A 16,310-nucleotide genomic window follows, 5' to 3' on the forward strand; every position below is an offset into this window, starting at 1 on the left:
GGCCGGTCTCCGGGGCGCCTTCCGTACGCCCCGGCGGCGGGTGCGGCCCCCTCGGCGCCTGTGTCCGAGGGGGCCGCACCCGTCGCACGGGTCCACCTTGGCGCGCCGGGCGCGCCGGGACCAGAGCGGGAACGGGCATGTCTGCGCCGGTCCGCACTTCTCGTCGTACGGGGTCCGGCCCCCGCCGTCCGCACCCGCCCGCGCGCCCCCGGGATCAGCCCGCCGCGTACACGTCCTCGATGTAACGGCCCTCGGTGGTCAGCCCGGTGAGCCAGGTCTCGGCGTCCTCGGCGGTGCCGCCGCCGTGCCGTACGTACAGCTCGCGGAAGGCGGCGCGCACGCCCGGCGCCATGCGGCTGCCGTCCCCGCAGACGTACACCCGGGCGCCGGACTCCAGCAGCCGCCAGACCTCTTCGCCGTCGGCGGCGATGCGGTGCTGGACGAACCGGCGGCCGTCCTCCGGGCGTTCGCTGAAGGCGGGGCGCACCCCGACGGCACCCGCTGCCTCGGCGGCGCGCAGCTCCTCGGCGTGCAGGAAGTCCGCGTCGGGCGCGTCGCAGCCGAAGAAGAGCAGCGCCGGGGCGAGCGGTCCGGCGGCCGCCACGCGGTCGGCGACGGCACCGCGGAAGGGCGCCAGGCCGGTACCGGCCGCGACCATGATCACCGGCGTGGGATCGGCCGGATCGATGCGGAAGGCGTCCCGGCACGGCTGCACGCGGGCGAGCACGGTGTCCCCGGCCTTCAGGGAGTGCAGATGGCTCGAACCGGTGCCGCCCGGCAGCAGCGACACCATCAGCTCGGCGTGGCGGCCGTCCTTCGCCGGGGAGGACGAGACGGAGTAGTGCCGGGGCCGCATGGGCGGCAGCAGGTCCAGCACCACCGGCCAGGGCAGCGCGCCGCGCAGCGCGGGGTACGCCTCGATCAGCTCCAGCGTCGTACGGGTGTCGTCCTCGGCGGGCGCTTCGAGTGCGGCGCGCTCCGGCGGGCAGGGGTTGTGCGCGGCCAGCAGGGCCCGCTGCCCGGCGGTCGGCCTGGCATTCAACTCCAGGTGGTACGTGAGGAGTTCGTGCACGGACAGCGGCCGGTCGACGGGCAGCGCGTTCCGGCCCGCACCCGGTTGACGGATGCTCAGTACGGCCGCCGGGTCCACGCCGAGCGCCTGCGCCGCGCGGGCGACCCGCTCCGGGGTGTTGGCGGGCAGCACGGCAAGGTGATCGGCGGTGCGGTAGGTGACGCCCTCGGGGAGGGCGAGCCGCAGGAACCGCTTCTTGCGCGGATAGCCCTCGGCGGTCAGGTCGTACGCCTCGGTGACGGTCATCGGGGTGAGGCCGTGCCGGGCGGCGAGCGCGTCCAGCGGACCGCCGGTGATCTCGGTGACGGTGCACGCGGCCTCTTCGGGCGCCGCGGTGGCGCCGACGCTCGCCGGGTCGCCGTACCGGGTCAGCAGTTCGGTGCGCAGCGCCGCGGTGAAGTCCTGGACGGTGCCGGCCATGTCACCGGAGGCGTCGGCCGCGGCGCGCGGCAGCAGCCGGTCGCCGCCGAGCGCGGCCAGCCGCTCGTCGAGGAGGGTGGGAACGCGCTGGTAGGTCGCGGCCCAGTTGCGGTCGCCGACGCCGAGGACCGCGTACGGGACTCCGTCCGCGGCACCCTCGGGCGCGCCCTCCAGCCAGGACACGAAGGCGGCCGCGTCATCGGTCGGACGGCCGTTGTAGGACGCGGCCACCAGGACCACCGGGCGGTCCGTGGGCAGTCCGCCCGCGTACGCGTCCAGCGGTGCGACCTCGGTGGCGCAGCCGAGCGCCGCGGCCTCGTCGGCCAGCCGCTCGGCGAACTCCTTGCAGGTGCCGTAGTTGGTGCCGTGCAGGAGCAGCAGGCCGGTGTCCTGGTGGATGCGGGTGGGCAGCCCGTCGTCGGCCGCGGGGCCCTCGTCCGCCGCCGCGCTGCCGGGCAGTACGGCGAGCGCCGCCCGGTCGGCCGCGCGGTGCGCCTCGGTGCGCTCGGCGAGCCGGACCGTGAAGCCGTCCGGCTTCAGCGTCAGCGTCTCCTTGATGGTCAGCGCGTAGTCACCGTGGTCCTCGAAGCGGTACCTGTGCACCAGCAGCGCCAGCAGCATGGTCGCCTCGTGCAGCGCGAACTGCCGCCCGATGCAGGCGCGTTCGCCGGTACCGAAGGGCTTGTACGCGTGCGGGGAGCGGGCCGCCTCCGCCTCGGGCGCGAACCGCGCCGGGTCGAACAGCTCGGGGTTGTCGCCCCACACCGGGTCGCGGTGGAGCATCGGGGTGAGCACGGTGAAGATGTCCCCGGCCTTGACCGGGTACCGGCCGCCGAGCACCGTGTCCGCCTTCGCGCGCCGGCTGAACGCGGCCGCCGTGGGCCACAGCCGCAGCGCCTCGTTGAGCACCTGCCGGGTGAAGGCCAGCTTGCCGATGTCCTCGAAGGACGGGTCGGGGTCGGCCGCGTCGCCGAACAGCTCGTCGGCCTCGCGGCGCGCCAGCCGCAGCGCGACCGGGTCCTTGAGCAGGTGGTACAGCGCGAAGGAGAGCGCGCCGGAGGTGGTCTCGTGACCGGCGATCAGGAAGGTGATGACCTGGTTGCGGATGTTGGCCGGGTCCAGCGTCGTGCCGTCCTCCGGGTGCGGCGCGCCCAGCATCAGGCCGAGCAGGTCGTCGGCGGAGGTGTTGCCGGAGGCGGTACGCGCGCTGATCACCTCGTCCACCACCGACGCGAGGTAGTCGGCGTCGGCGCGGAACGCCTCGTCCTTCTCGGAGTAGTCCACGCCCGGCTTGCGGGCCAGCCGCGTCATGCTCCACTCCAGGCAGCGCACCATCGCGTCCACGAAGGGGTGCGGCTGCTCCCGCCCGAAGGACTCGAAGTCGAAGCCGAACCCGGCGAGCCCGATGGTGTCGAGCGTCATCCGGGTCATGTCGTCCGGCACGTCCACCGGCGCGCCGTCCGCGATCCGGCGGTCCCAGCTCGCCATCAGCCGGCGGGCGACCTTGAGCATCGCCGGGTGGTAGGTGCGCATCGAGCCCAGCGCGAAGGCGGGCATGAGGATGTCGTGCGCCTTGGCCCAGTTGGGCTCGTCGTTGTAGGCGGTGAAGAGGCCGTCGGCGGCGAACTCCCGTACGTTCTCCAGCGCCGGCCCGATGGCCTTCTCGAAGCGGGTCTCGTCGGCCAGCTCGGTCACCAGGTCGACGGAGGTCACGAAGGTGGCGTCCCGGCCGTGCAGCCGGCGCCGGAAGATGGGACCGTGCGCGCGGGCCAGGCCCATGGCTCGCTGGAGGGGGGTGCGGGAGAGGCCCTTGGCGGTGATGTCCACCACGGGAATCCCGTCGTCGCCGAGGGTGACGGTGTCGGCGCTCTGCAGCTGCGTGTCGCTCATGACTCCACAGTGACCGGCCCGGCGTGCCGTGCTCCCCGCGGTAACTGCATGATTGTGCAGTGATTTCTTCGGTACGGGCCTTGCGGTCCGGGCGAAGATGATCATTGCGGCACGGTGTCCGGCCGGCCGCGGAGCGGACGGAGCCGATGGACGACGAAAGGGACGGGAACCGGCGGCCGATGAGTGACGACCTCTTCGCGCACCCGGCGGTGCCGGGGCCCGCCGCCGCGCCCTGGCACAACTACTTCCTGATCCTGCTGGACCGGATGCCACTGCCGGTCGCGGTGTGCCGCGCCGACGGCGAGGTACTGATCGCCAACCCGGCGATGGCCGCGGTCTGGGGCACCACCCGCGGCCAGCTGCGCGGCCGCAACCTGCTGGACCACTTCCGTCCCCGGGCGATCTCGCAGGTCGGCCGGCTCGTGGAGGCCGTACGGGCGGGCCGCCGCTCCCGCTACCCGGTCGAGGTCCGCTGGCGCGAGGGCGCCGACGGGCCCGAGCGGGAGGGGATGCTGACCCTGGACCCGGTCGGCGACCCCTCCGACGAGCCGCCCGCACTGCTCGCCATCCTCCGCATCCACGAGTCCCGCCCGGCCCCGCGGCGGACCGCGGACGTCAGCCCCATGGAGTCCCGCATCCTCGCCCTCGCAGCGGCCGGCGCCACCACCGCCGCCATCGGCAAGGACCTCGGCCTCACCGTCGACGGCGTCAACTACCACCTGACCCGGCTGACCCGCCGCTTCCGCGTCCCCAACCGCACCGCCCTCATCGCCCGCGCCTACACCCTCGGCCTCCTCTCCCCCACGACCTGGCCCCCGGCGGCGACGGACGAGGAGGACGGCTGACGCTGTTGCGTAGCGCACCTTCACTCCGGACACCATCCGGTTGTCGGTACCGCGTCCTAGAGTGGGTGCTCCTGAGTCTGTGCACCGCGCTGGACGATCCGGGATCGATATCGGGGGCTGTCATGGAATGGCGGACAAGCTGTCGTAAGAGGCGAGGGACCACACCTCCCAGGTCAGGACGAGCGCATGCGGCGGGCTCCGGACCGATAGTGGTGATGCATCCCGACCGAGCGCGCACCGAGCGATGAGCACCGGCGAGTGGGGCGACGATGCCGTCTCCAAAGGCATGTACGCGAGCGCTTCCGACCACTCCGAGATTTATCAGGCCGGCCGGGACCAGCACATCACCGAGAACCACTTCCACGTGGCGTCGCCTCCGGTGTTCGACCCGTACGACGACGATGAGGACGAAGACGACTCGGACTACGGCTACGTCGGGGCTGACGGCTGGTACCACTTGGGCACCGTGGCCCTCTTCATCGCTTCACTGCTTCCCGTACTGGTCGGCGGGACGAGCATCAGGGTGGTGTATTCGACCAGCACGGGCCCGGCGTTCTGGTGGGGCGTGCTGTACACGGCTGTCACCTTCGCCATCGGGGCGAGCCTCTCGGTCTTGGGCCTCAGCAGGGCCATCGACCGGACGGACTGGTCACTCGACACGAGTCTGACGGTGTTCCGCCTCGGGCTCCTGCTCCAACTCGGCCTGTTCGTGTACGGCGTCGTACGGGACCCGGCACACGCCGGCAGCATAGGGTAGTTCGCCCGCATCTTTGCCCAGGAGCTGGGGCCTGCACAGTCCCGGTGACCGCGGCCCCCGGCCGATGACGAGAGCGCCCGGCTGCCCGCCGCTGAGTCGCTTACGGCGGCCGCTGTCCCGGTTGCCGTACGGATGGCGGACGGTGGGCTGGACGGGGGTGGGTGTCGACGGGGGGTGGTGCGCGCGGTGCGTCCACCGGCGGGTCCGTGGTCGCGGCGAGCCGGACCGGGCGTCCCGTGCCGCGCACGCCGTTGTCCAGCGGCGCCCTGCCGCGACGGGGCCGGCGGCGTTCCCGGCCGCCCCGCCGGCCACTCGCGGCCGGGCGGAATCGGCCCGAAACGGACCCTGCCGGGCCGCTCCCGGGCGAGTAGCGTCGGCCGCCCTTCTTCCCGTACGGAGGGTGCGGACCCATGGCCGACACCGTGAGTTACGTGCAGTACGAGACGTACCAAGGCGGCAGTCCAGAGGCGGAGCGACTGGTCTTCGAGAAGCTGGCACGCGACCTGATGCGCGTGCAGCTGCGCAACAAGGAAAGCAGCGGGGCGCACCGCGTGCAGCGCGCCTTCCATGCGAAGGGCGTCCTCGGCGTGGAGAACGCCCGGCTGCGCTTCAACGACGACCTGCCGCCCGCGCTGGTCCAGGGCTTCGCCCAGCCGGGAGCCGAGTACCCCGCACTGGTGCGGCTGTCCAACGCCAGCGGCATACCGGGATCCGACGTCTCGCCCGACCTGCGCGGCATCGCCGTGCGGGTGGAGGTGTCGGCCGAGGAGACGCACGACCTGCTGGCGACCAACTTCCCGGTGAGCCATGCGCGCGACGCCCGTGAGTTCGTGGCCTTCGCCAAGGCCATGGCGGGTGCCCGGACGCCGCTGCAGAAGGCGTTCGGGCTGCTGGTGAAGCTGCCGCTGGCGGTCGGCTGGGCCACCGCCACCCGCATGCGCCGCAACGTGCAGGCCGCGGCCCGGCACACCGTCGGCTCGCTGGCCCGCGAGACGTACTGGAGCCGCGGCGCGGTCCTGTGGGGCGACGCCGGGCCGGTGCGCTACCAGCTGCGGCCCGCGCCCGGCGGGGCACCCGCGCCGCGTCCCGACCGGCACGACCCCGACCACCTGCGGCACGAGCTGGCCGAGCGGCTGGCCGCAGCCGACGTCGAATTCGACCTGTGCGTACAGCGGTTCGTCGACGAGAAGCGCACCCCCGTCGAGGACGGTGCCACGGAGTGGCGGGAGTCGGACGCGCCGGTGGTCCCCGTGGCCCGGCTGACGATTCCGCGCCAGGACATCACCACGGCCGAGGCCGGCTCGGCGGCCCGCCGCATCGAGCAGCTGTCGTTCAACCCGTGGCACACCACGGAGGACTTCCGCCCGCTGGGCAATCTCAACCGGGCCCGCAAGGCCGCGTACCAGGCGAGCGCGGCGCACCGCCTCGGCACCCGCTTCGTGACCACCGAGCCGCTGCGCAACACCGTGCTCGGCGTACCGCTGCGGGCGCTCTTCGGCGCCCTGAACCGCTACGTGCCCTGGTACCGGCTGCCGCTCGACGCCGGCCTGCTCAACCTGGTCGCGCTGCGGCAGGTGCTGCGCCGCCGCAACCTCATCGACACCGAGGCCCCCGAGGCGCCGCCGAAGGCCGTCCCGGTGCCGGAGACGGTGGACGAGCGCGCCCGCACGGCCCGCTCGTACGACGGCTCGAACACCGATCTGTCGGCGCCGCGGATGGGCGCGGTCGGCTCCACCTTCGGCCGCAACCTCAAGCCCGTCTACCGCCCCGACCTCTTCGACACGCCGAACCCCGTCACGGTCGCCCGCGAACTGCTGCACCGCCGCGCGTTCCAGCCCGCCACCTCGCTGAACATCCTGGCCGCCGCCTGGATCCAGTTCCAGGTGCACGACTGGGTCGACCACCGGCGCTACGCGCTCGCCGAACGGTCGGTCGAGGTCCCGCTGCCGCCCGGCAGCACCTGGTACAACACCCCCGGCGGCCCCGCCGAGAACGTCATGCGGATCGCCGAGAACAAGGGGGTGGAACGCCCCGGCAAGCCGCCGATCCACTTCACCAACACCACCTCGCCGTGGTGGGACGGCTCCGAGGTCTACGGCAGCGACGAGCGCACCGCGCGCGGCCTGCGCGAGCCGGACGGCGCGAAGCTCCGCCTGGAGGACGGCCATCTGCCGATGGGCAGCAACGGCGTCCCGCTGACCGGCTTCTCCGACAACTGGTGGCTGGGCCTGTCGGTCATGCACACCCTCTTCGCGCGCGAGCACAACGCGGTCTGCGACGCGCTGCACAAGGAATACCCGACGATGAGCGCGGAGCAGGTGTACCAGACCGCCCGGCTCGTGGTCTCCGCGCTGATCGCCAAGATCCACACGGTCGAGTGGACGCCCGCGATCCTCGCCACGAAGTCCATCGACGTCGCGCTGCGCACCAACTGGGAGGGCCCGCCGGACAGCTGGCTGAAGAAGCTGGGGCTGTGGCTGGTCGAGTCGCACTCGCTCACCGGTATCCCGAAGACCCTGCCCGAGCACCACAACGTGCCGTACTCGCTGACCGAGGACTTCGTCACCGTCTACCGGATGCACCCGCTGATCCCGGACGACTACGAGCTGCGCGAGCACCACTTCGGGCAGCGCCTGGAGGCCCCGTCCTTCGCCGACCTCCAGGGCGGCGCGGGCGAGTCGCTGGCGCGCAAGACCGGGCTGACGGACTCGCTGTACTCGCTCGGCATCGCGCATCCCGGCGCGATCACCCTGCACAACTACCCGCGCGCGCTGACCCGCTTCGAGCGGGACGGCGAGATCATCGACCTGTCGGTCGCGGACATCGTGCGGGCGCGGCGGCGCGGGGTGCCCCGGTACAACGACTTCCGGGCCGGGCTGCACAAGCCGCGCATCACCCGGTTCGACGAGATCTCCGCCGATCCGGACACGGCCGCGCTGCTCAAGGAGGTGTACCGGAACGTCGACGAGGTCGACACCGTGGTCGGACTGTTCGCCGAGAATCCGCCGACGGGCTTCGGGTTCAGCGACACCGCCTTCCGGATCTTCATCCTGATGGCGAGCCGCCGGATCCAGTCCGACCGGTTCCTCACCGTGGACTTCCGGCCCGAGATCTACACGCCGCTGGGCATGGACTGGGTGGCGCGCGGCGGGATGAACTCCGTCATCCTGCGGCACTGCCCGGAGCTCGCGGCGATGCTGCCCCGCGACGCCAGCGCCTTCGCGCCCTGGCGGCCGGTGCTTCCGGTGCGCGGCAGCGGCGCGGGGTCGTGAGGGACCGCCGCCGGGCCGCGTACGCGGGGCGAGCGATCTTGTGAAACCCCACGGGATCGCTCCGGGGCGCGGACGTTAACCTCCTCCCTGTGGAGGAGAACACGCCCGCGCCCTTCGAGCGCGGTACGGACGGCCCCAAGGTCATCGTCGTCGGCATCGACGGCTCGCAGTCGTCGTGGCGGGCCGCCGCGTACGCCGCGGGGCTGGCCCGCCGGCAGGGCTCCAAGCTGGTGCTGGTGTACGTCCAGCCGGTGCTGGCGGCCGGCGCCGCGCTCGGCGCGCCGGTCGCGCCCACCACGGACGAGATAGCCGAAGAGCTGATGGCCGAGATCCGCGCCTCGACCGAGCGCCTCCAGGGCATCTACGACCTGCGCTGGGAATTCCACATCGTGCGCGGCGATCCGTACAGCGGAATGCTCCGGATGGCTGACGAGCTGAAGGCCGACGCGGTGGTGGTCGGCGCGTCGGAGTCCGCCGGGCACCGGTTCATGGGCTCGGTCGCGGTACGTCTGGTGAAGGCGGGGCGCTGGCCGGTCACGGTCGTTCCGTAGCGCGCCGGGGCGCTCCGAAGTCGTTCTTGAGGCGTCCGGAGACAGCTCCGGAGGCGTTCGGTGACGCGCTCCGAAGGCGTTCGGTGACGCGCTCGGGAGGCGGGCGGCGGCGGGCCGGTGCACTGTGGGAAAAGCGCACCGCGGGAGAGGCGCACCGCGGAGTACGACCCGACGCGCCCACCCGGCACGCCGACGGGTGCCCGACAACACGCCGACGAGGGAGTCTGCCGTGACCGACCGTACCTACCGCGTGACAGAGATCGTAGGAACGTCCCACGAAACCGTGGACGCCGCCATTCGCAACGGCGTACGGCGCGCGTCGCAGACGCTGCGCAACCTGGACTGGTTCGAGGTGACCCAGGTGCGCGGCCACATCGTCGACGGCGAGATCGAGCACTACCAGGTCGGCCTGAAGGTCGGCTTCCGGCTGGAGGAAGCGGACTGACCGGACCGGCCGGCTGATCGGGCGGCCCGGGCGTCCGCGTGCGGACGGTGCGGACGGTGCGCCGGCCGCGGGGGGCGTTTTCCGGTCCCCGCCCCCCGTATGGGGAGTCGCTCTCCGAGTCGCCTTCCGTAAGCGTCCGATAAGGGCCATGATGATCCGCCGTCGGAACGACGAGAGGACACGACATGGGCCTGCGCGCGGGACAGGGCGTATTGCGCCGCAAACCGATCGAAATGATCCAGGAGGCCGAGGGCGGCAAGGGCGAACAGCTCACCCGCTCGCTCGGCCTGTGGCAGCTGACGGCCATCGGCGTCGGCGGCATCATCGGCGCCGGCATCTTCACGCTGGCCGGCACCGTCGCGAACGAGAAGGCCGGCCCGGCCGTCCTGCTGTCGTTCCTCATCGCGGGCGTCGCGAGCGCGGCCGCCGCGTTCTCGTACGCGGAGTTCGCCGGGATGATCCCGAAGGCGGGCTCCGCCTATACGTACGGGTACGCGGTCCTCGGCGAGCTGGCGGGCTGGTTCATCGGCTGGGACCTGCTGCTGGAGTACACCGCGATCGTCGCCGTGGTGGCCATCGGCATCTCCGGCTACTTCAGCTTCCTGCTGGGCGAGATGGGCGTGCACCTGCCGGCCTGGATGCTGGGCGCGCCGGGCACGGGTGACGGCCACCGCGTCGACCTCTTCGCGGCGGCCCTCTGTCTCCTCATCGCCTACCTGCTCACGCTCGGCATCAAGAACGCCGCGCGCTTCGAGACCGTCGTCGTCGGCCTGAAGGTCCTCGTCGTGCTGGTCGTCATCGCCGTCGGCTTCTTCCACATCAAGACCGGGAACTACAACCCGTTCTTCCCCCACGGCATCAGCGGTGCGTTCGCGGGCGCGGCGACGGTCTTCTTCGCCGTCTTCGGCTACGACGCCATGTCGACGGCGGCCGAGGAGTCCAAGGACGCCCAGCGCCACATGCCGAAGGCGATCCTCTACTCGCTGCTGATCTCCATGGTCCTGTACGTGCTGGCCTGCCTGGTGCTGACCGGCATGCAGAACTACACGAAGATCGACCCGGAGAGCGGCTTCTCCACGGCCTTCAAGTCGGTGGGCCTGAGCAGCCTGGCGGACGTGATCGCGGTCGGCGCGATCATCGGCATCCTGACCGTCATGTTCACGTTCATGCTCGGCGTGACCCGCGTCTGGTTCTCCATGAGCCGCGACGGCCTCCTCCCCAAGTGGTTCGCCAAAACCCACCCCACCCGCCACGTCCCCACCCGCGTCACATGGATCGTCGGCGCGGCATCAGCGGTGATCGCGGGGTTCCTGCCGATCAGGGAGGCCGCCGAACTCACCAACATCGGGATCCTGCTGGCCTTCGTCGTCGTCTGCATCGCCGTCATCGTGCTGCGGCGCAAGCGCCCCGAACTGCCCCGCGCCTTCCGGTGCCCGGGCGTCCCGCTCGTCCCGGCCATCGGAGTCGTCTTCTCGATCTGGCTCATCACCTTCCTGGAGTGGCAGACCTGGGTCCGCTTCGTGGTGTGGTTCGCGATCGGTCTGGTCATCTACTTCGCGTACTCGTACCGGCGCTCGGAACTGGCGAAGGCCGACCGGGAAATCAGCGATCTGGAAGACCGTGAGGGTCGTCTCTGAGTTCGCAATTCATTCGTCCGAAATAACGGTACGGCGAGCCGATAGAAGCAATAATTGGACTATCGGGCGGGCCGGCCGCTAATGTCCGCCGCAATCGAGCAGAGCCGTCCGGTGCTGTTTTTCGGACGTGCCGCTGCGCGGAACAGCGGACGAAAGACGAAACACTTATGCGCAAGGCAATGCGTTCGATCCTGGCGGCGGCCCTCACGATGGGGTTCGCCGCCGCCCTTTCCACGCCGTCGTACGCCAGCGCGGTCGACTGCGTGGGCGGCAACGGGACGGACGACTCGTACCAGACCTGCACGACGGTCGAGGGCAAGGGCCTGCGGGTCACCCTGTGGCAGACGTCGGCGTACTCCTCGCTGGGCGGCCAGAACGTGTACGCCTACTTCTACGTCAACGGAAAGCGCGTGCACACGGTCAAGAAGTACACCGGAGCGCCCAAGCGGCTGGCCACCAATTTCCCCGGAAAGCTCCCGCGGAAATACCGCAACGGCACGCGGCTGTGCAATGTGTGGAGCGTAAACAAGCACTACAGGTCCTGCATCACCGTGCACAGGTAAGACGCCGGAGGCTGGATAACGAAAACCGTGCGCCCGCCGGGCATTGGGTCCGGCGGGCGCACGCGTATAGAAGTCGCGGCGCCACCGGGGCGGCGTCGGTTCGGCGAACCCATCCACCGGGGCCCGCATCCGCCGCGGGGCGACTCATATCGGTGCCGCGCGAGTGGCGAGGATTCGAGTCGGCGGGCGGGGCAGCCGGTGGTGCCGCGCGGCACGGCCGGAGGCCGGAGCGGGAACGCCTACGCCCGCCGGGCCATGGCGTTCGGCGGGCGTAGGCGTGTACAGGGGGCTGGGCCGGTGTTGGGCCCGGGGTGAGTCAGGAGTTCTGGAGGGCGGTCCAGAACTCTTCGAAGGACATCAGGCCGTCGTTGTTGGTGTCGCGGGCCGCGATGACTGCCTCGGCGACGGGGCCGGTGACGTAGGGGTCGCCCATCTCGGCCATCGCGTGCTTGAACTCCTCGGCCGTGACCATGCCGTCGCCGTTCGCGTCGAAACGTGCGAACGTCGCCTTGGCCTTCTCGATGTCTGCCACGGGTGTGCCCCCTTCGTGCGGTGCTGTCGTCGTGTCGTCCGGGTGACCGACCCGGCCGCCCCGGGTACATTAACCGACTGTCATCACCGGCCGAGCGCCCGGGCGAGGTAAGGCGCCGTGCGGCTGTCCTCCGCCGACGCGACCTCGGCCGGCGGGCCGGCCGCCACCACGCGGCCGCCCTCGGCCCCGCCGCCCGGCCCCAGGTCGATGACGTGGTCGGCGCCCGCGACCACGCCCATGTCGTGCTCCACCACGACCACCGTGTTGCCCGCGTCGACCAGCCCGTGCAGCTGCCGCAGCAGCACTTCGGTGTCGGCCGGGTGCAGCCCGGTGGTGGGCTCGTCGAGGAGGTAGAGCGTGTGGCCGCGGCGGGTGCGCTGGAGTTCCGAGGCGAGCTTGATGCGCTGGGCCTCGCCGCCGGAGAGCTCGGTCGCGGGCTGGCCGAGCCGGAGGTAGCCCAGGCCGACGTCCTGGAGCGTGCGCAGGGCGCGGGCGGCGGCCGGTACGTCGGCGAGGAAGTCCGCCGCGGCGTCCACCGTCATCTCCAGCACCTCGGCGATGTTCCGGCCCCGGTAGGTGACCTCCAGCGTCTCCGGGTTGTAGCGGGCGCCGTGGCAGGCCGTGCAGGGCGCGTACGTGCCGGGCAGGAAGAGGAGTTCGACGGCGACGAACCCCTCGCCCTGGCAGGTCTCGCACCGCCCGGACGCGACGTTGAAGGAGAAGCGGCCCGCCTTGTACCCGCGGGCCCGCGCCTCGTCGGTGGCCGCGAAGACCTTGCGTACGGCGTCGAACAGGCCCGTGTACGTGGCCAGGTTGGAGCGCGGGGTGCGCCCGATCGGCTTCTGGTCGACCCGGACCAGCCGGTCGATGGCGTCCAGCCCCTCGGCGGCGGCCAGTTCGGCCGTCTCCGGCACCCCCTCGTCGGCGCCCTCCTCGGCGTCGGCCCCCGGCCGCTTCCCCGCGCCGGCCCCACCGGCCCCGCCGGCCACCGCTTCCGCGCCCAGCCGCTCCCGTACCGCGTCCGCCAGCACCCGCGTGACCAGTGTTGACTTGCCCGACCCCGAGACGCCGGTGACGGCCGTGAACACCCCGAGGGGGAACTCCGCGTCCAGGCCCCGCAGGTTGTGGAGCCGGATGCCCGAGAGGCGCACCGTGCCCGTGGGCTTGCGGACCGTACCCGTGGGCTTGCGGACCGTGCCCGTGGGCTTGCGCGGCTCACGCGTGCCGTCGCCGTCACCACCGTCCCCGTCACCACCGTCACCGTCCCCCGGCTCGCCGAAGAGGAAGCGGCGGGTGACCGACTCCGGTACGTCCGCGAGGCCGTCGACCGGGCCGCTGTGCAGGACCCGGCCGCCGTGCTCGCCGGCCCGCGGCCCCACGTCCACGATCCAGTCGGCGCGCCGGACGACGTCCATGTCGTGCTCGACGACGAAGAGCGAATTGCCGGCGCCCTTCAGCCGGTGCAGCACGGTGAGCAGCGCCTCGGTGTCGGCCGGGTGCAGCCCCGCCGACGGCTCGTCCAGGACGTAGACGACGCCGAAGAGGCCGGAGCGGAGCTGGGTGGCCAGCCGGAGCCGCTGGAGTTCCCCGGCGGAGAGGGTGGGCGAGGGACGGTCCATGCTGAGGTAGCCGAGGCCCAGTTCGGTGAGCACCTCGATGCGGGCGACGAGGTCGCGCGCGAGGGTGCACGCGACGTTCTCCTCGGCCGACGCCGACGCCGAAGCCTCCGTACGGCCACTGCCGCCCGTACCGCCACTGCCGTCCGCACCGTCGCTGCCGTCCGCGCCGTCGCTGCCGGCCGTACCGTCGCGGCCGTCCGTACCGCCACTGCCGCCCGTGCCCTCGGCCGTCGGCCGCAGCAGGGCGGCGAGCGCCGTGAGCGGCATGCCCGCCAGCGCGGCGATGTCGTGCCCGGCGAAGGTGACGGCCAGCGCCTCGGGGCGCAGCCGCCGTCCGCCGCACGCCGGGCACGCCTCGGACACCAGGAACCGCTCGACGCGCTTGCGCTGCGTCTCGCTCTGGGAGTCGGCGAAGGTGTGCAGGACGTAGTGCCGGGCGCTCTGGTACTGGCCCTGGTACGGCCGCTGGATGCGCCCGGCCTCGCGTACCGGGTGCACGGTGACGACCGGGCGTTCCTCGGTGAAGAGGATCCACGCGCGGTCCGCCGCCGACAGCTCGCGCCAGGGGCGGTCGATGTCGTACCCGAGCGTGGCGACGATGTCGCGGAGGTTCTTGCCGAGCCAGGCGCCGGGCCAGGCGGCGATGGCGCCCTCGCGGATGGAGAGCGAGGGGTCGGGTACGAGGGAGTCCTCGGTGACCCGGTGGACCAGGCCGAGGCCGTGGCATTCGGGGCAGGCGCCCGCCGCCGTATTGGGCGAGAAGGCGTCGGAGTCGAGGCGTCCGGTGCTGCCGGCCGGGTAGTCGCCGGCGCGCGAGAAGAGCATCCGGAGGGAGTTGGAGAGGGTGGTGACGGTGCCGACGGAGGAGCGCGAGGTGGGGGCCGAGCGGCGCTGTTCCAGGGCGACGGCCGGCGGCAGCCCGGTGACCTCCTCGACCCGCGGCGCGCCGACCTGGTGGATCAGCCGCCGCGCGTAGGGCGCGACCGATTCGAAGTACCGGCGCTGCGCCTCGGCGTAGAGCGTGCCGAAGGCCAGCGAGGACTTGCCGCTGCCGGAGACGCCGGTGAAGACGCAGAAGGCGTCGCGCGGCACGGCCACGTCGACGGCGCGGAGGTTGTGCTCACGGGCGCCGCGCACCCGTACGTACCCATCGGTCATGGCGTCCATGATCCCTGAGGGGGCCGTGCCCGTCCCGCGGGGTACGGGCGTGCGGGGACGCCGGGCCGGCCGGCGGGGAGGTGGCCGGCCCGGCGTCCCCCGTCTCACTCCGCGCCGACGGCCGTGAGCAGGCGCGCGTACGCCTCCTCCCACGGCCCCGGCGTGGCGATCACCGCGCGCAGGCCGCGGATCTGCCGGGGCGGCAGTCCGGCGGCGAGCACGCCCGTGGCCAGCCCGTCCCGGCCGTAGAGCGCGGCCACCCGGCGCTCGTCCTTGTCCAGCAGGACCGTCTCGGCGCGGTCGGCGCCCGCGAGCACGCCGTACGCCTGGAGCTTCATCCCGTACTGGTCGGACCAGAAGTACGGGACCGGCGTGAACGGGCGGCGCTCGGCCCCGTCCACGCCCAGCTCGGCGAGCAGGTTGCGGGCCGCGGCCATGGCCTGCTCGGTGGCGTTCATCCGGTGCTCGATCCGCAGGTGGCGGCCGTGTCCCGGGTGGTACCAGCGGGCCACGTCACCGGCGGCGTGGACACCGGGCGCCGCGGCGCAGTACTCGTCGCAGCGCAGCCCGTCGGCCGTGTCCAGCGCGGCGTCGGCGCGCAGCCAGTCCACGGCCGGCTCGGAGCCGATGGCGAGCAGGACGGTGTCGGCGTCGAGCGTGCTGCCGTCGGTGAGCCGTACGCCGGTGACGTGGCCGTCCGCCGTCTCCACGCCGTCCAGGCTGCCGGTGAGCATCCGGACGCCGTGTCGCTCGTGCTCGGCGGCCAGCAGCGCGCCGGTGCCCTCGCCGACGAGGCGGCCCATGGGCAGCGGATCACGCCCGACGAGGGTGACCTCGTGGCCCAGCTCGCGGGCGACCGCGGCGGCCTCGCAACCGAGGACGCCGTTGCCCGCGACGACCAGCCGGCGCGGCGCGCCGAGCAGCCAGGCCCGGAGCCCGAGCGCGTCGTCGAGCGTGCGCAGGGTGTGCACGCCGGCGGTGCCGGCGAGGCCCGGCAGCGTACGAGCGCGGACGCCGGTGGCGACGATCACGCCGTCGTACGCCAGCCGCTCCCCGTCCGCCAGGGTCAGCGTGCGCGCCCCGCTGTCCAGGGCGGTGGCACGCGTACCGAGGCGGAGGTCCAGGTCCAGCGCGTCGAGCTGGTCGGCCGTGCGCAGCCCCAGCCGGTCGGCCTGCCAGTCGCCGGACAGCAGCTGCTTGGACAGCGGCGGCCGGTCGTACGGCAGGTGCGGCTCGTCGCCGATCAGGGTCAGTGCGCCGGTCCAGCCGCCCCGGCGCACCGCCTCGACGGCGGCGAGACCCGCCGCCGAGGCGCCGACGACGGCGATGCGTCCGACGGTCATGCGTCGACCTTGATGGCGGCGGCGGGGCAGATGGCGGCGGCCTCGCGGACCGCGGCGTGCTGCTCGGCGGGCGGCTGGGCGTCGAGCAGGACGACGATGCCGTCCTCGTCCCGCTGGTCGAAGACCTCGGGTGCCACCAGGACGCACTGGCCGGCGGCGCAGCACTTGTCGACGTCGAGGGTGATGTTCATGGCTTCTCGCTCCTG

12 protein-coding genes are annotated in these 16,310 nt (G+C 72.7%); 7 read left to right on the top strand and 5 right to left on the bottom strand.

The genetic code is table 11. From position 1 onward, the window contains the following. Positions 1 to 214: 214 nt before the first annotated feature. Entirely contained in the window at positions 215 to 3,382 is a 3,168-nt protein-coding gene (locus tag C3486_RS09330) for a cytochrome P450 (RefSeq protein WP_103832130.1), read from the bottom strand. Positions 3,383 to 3,561: 179 nt separating this feature from the next. On the opposite strand from C3486_RS09330, the gene C3486_RS09335 reads away from it, so the two are divergent. The 7 genes from C3486_RS09335 to C3486_RS09365 all read left to right on the top strand — a co-directional run bounded on the left by C3486_RS09335 (position 3,562) and on the right by C3486_RS09365 (position 11,452). Further along, complete coding sequence (locus tag C3486_RS09335) at positions 3,562 to 4,227, top strand: PAS domain-containing protein (protein ID WP_181138495.1); 666 nt, start codon at positions 3,562 to 3,564, stop codon at positions 4,225 to 4,227. 244 nt (positions 4,228 to 4,471) lie between these two features. Further along, positions 4,472 to 4,984: a hypothetical protein gene (locus C3486_RS09340; protein ID WP_103832132.1), complete on the top strand. Its 513-nt coding sequence runs from the start codon at positions 4,472 to 4,474 to the stop codon at positions 4,982 to 4,984. Between the two features lie 410 nt (positions 4,985 to 5,394). Continuing rightward, on the top strand, positions 5,395 to 8,256 hold the full coding sequence (locus C3486_RS09345; protein WP_103832133.1) for a peroxidase family protein: 2,862 nt from the start codon (positions 5,395 to 5,397) through the stop codon (positions 8,254 to 8,256). 89 nt (positions 8,257 to 8,345) lie between these two features. After that, positions 8,346 to 8,807: a universal stress protein gene (locus tag C3486_RS09350; protein ID WP_103832134.1), complete on the top strand. Its 462-nt coding sequence runs from the start codon at positions 8,346 to 8,348 to the stop codon at positions 8,805 to 8,807. Between the two features lie 229 nt (positions 8,808 to 9,036). After that, positions 9,037 to 9,252: a dodecin gene (locus C3486_RS09355; protein ID WP_103832135.1), complete on the top strand. Its 216-nt coding sequence runs from the start codon at positions 9,037 to 9,039 to the stop codon at positions 9,250 to 9,252. Between the two features lie 185 nt (positions 9,253 to 9,437). Next, positions 9,438 to 10,889, top strand: coding sequence for an amino acid permease (locus C3486_RS09360; RefSeq protein WP_103832136.1), 1,452 nt, complete (start codon positions 9,438 to 9,440; stop codon positions 10,887 to 10,889). 179 nt (positions 10,890 to 11,068) lie between these two features. After that, positions 11,069 to 11,452, top strand: coding sequence for a hypothetical protein (locus tag C3486_RS09365; RefSeq protein WP_146074979.1), 384 nt, complete (start codon positions 11,069 to 11,071; stop codon positions 11,450 to 11,452). 316 nt (positions 11,453 to 11,768) lie between these two features. On the opposite strand, the gene C3486_RS09370 is transcribed toward C3486_RS09365, so the two are convergent. The 4 genes from C3486_RS09370 to C3486_RS09385 form a co-directional block, all read right to left on the bottom strand. Next, a complete protein-coding gene (locus C3486_RS09370) occupies positions 11,769 to 11,984 on the bottom strand; it encodes an EF-hand domain-containing protein (protein WP_103832138.1) in 216 nt (71 codons plus the stop codon). A gap of 83 nt (positions 11,985 to 12,067) precedes the next feature. Further along, the gene (locus C3486_RS09375; protein ID WP_103832139.1) at positions 12,068 to 14,770 is read right to left on the bottom strand and encodes an excinuclease ABC subunit UvrA; all 2,703 of its coding nucleotides are present in this window, start codon (positions 14,768 to 14,770) and stop codon (positions 12,068 to 12,070) included. A gap of 95 nt (positions 14,771 to 14,865) precedes the next feature. Next, entirely contained in the window at positions 14,866 to 16,104 is a 1,239-nt protein-coding gene (locus C3486_RS09380; protein ID WP_103832140.1) for an NAD(P)/FAD-dependent oxidoreductase, read from the bottom strand. Then, positions 16,101 to 16,295: a ferredoxin gene (locus tag C3486_RS09385; RefSeq protein ID WP_103832141.1), complete on the bottom strand. Its 195-nt coding sequence runs from the start codon at positions 16,293 to 16,295 to the stop codon at positions 16,101 to 16,103. Before C3486_RS09385 ends, C3486_RS09380 begins: the two co-directional genes overlap by 4 nt. Positions 16,296 to 16,310 lie beyond the last annotated feature (15 nt).

It is taken from the genome of Streptomyces sp. Ru73 (genome assembly GCF_002920575.1).
Taxonomy (GTDB): domain Bacteria; phylum Actinomycetota; class Actinomycetes; order Streptomycetales; family Streptomycetaceae; genus Streptomyces.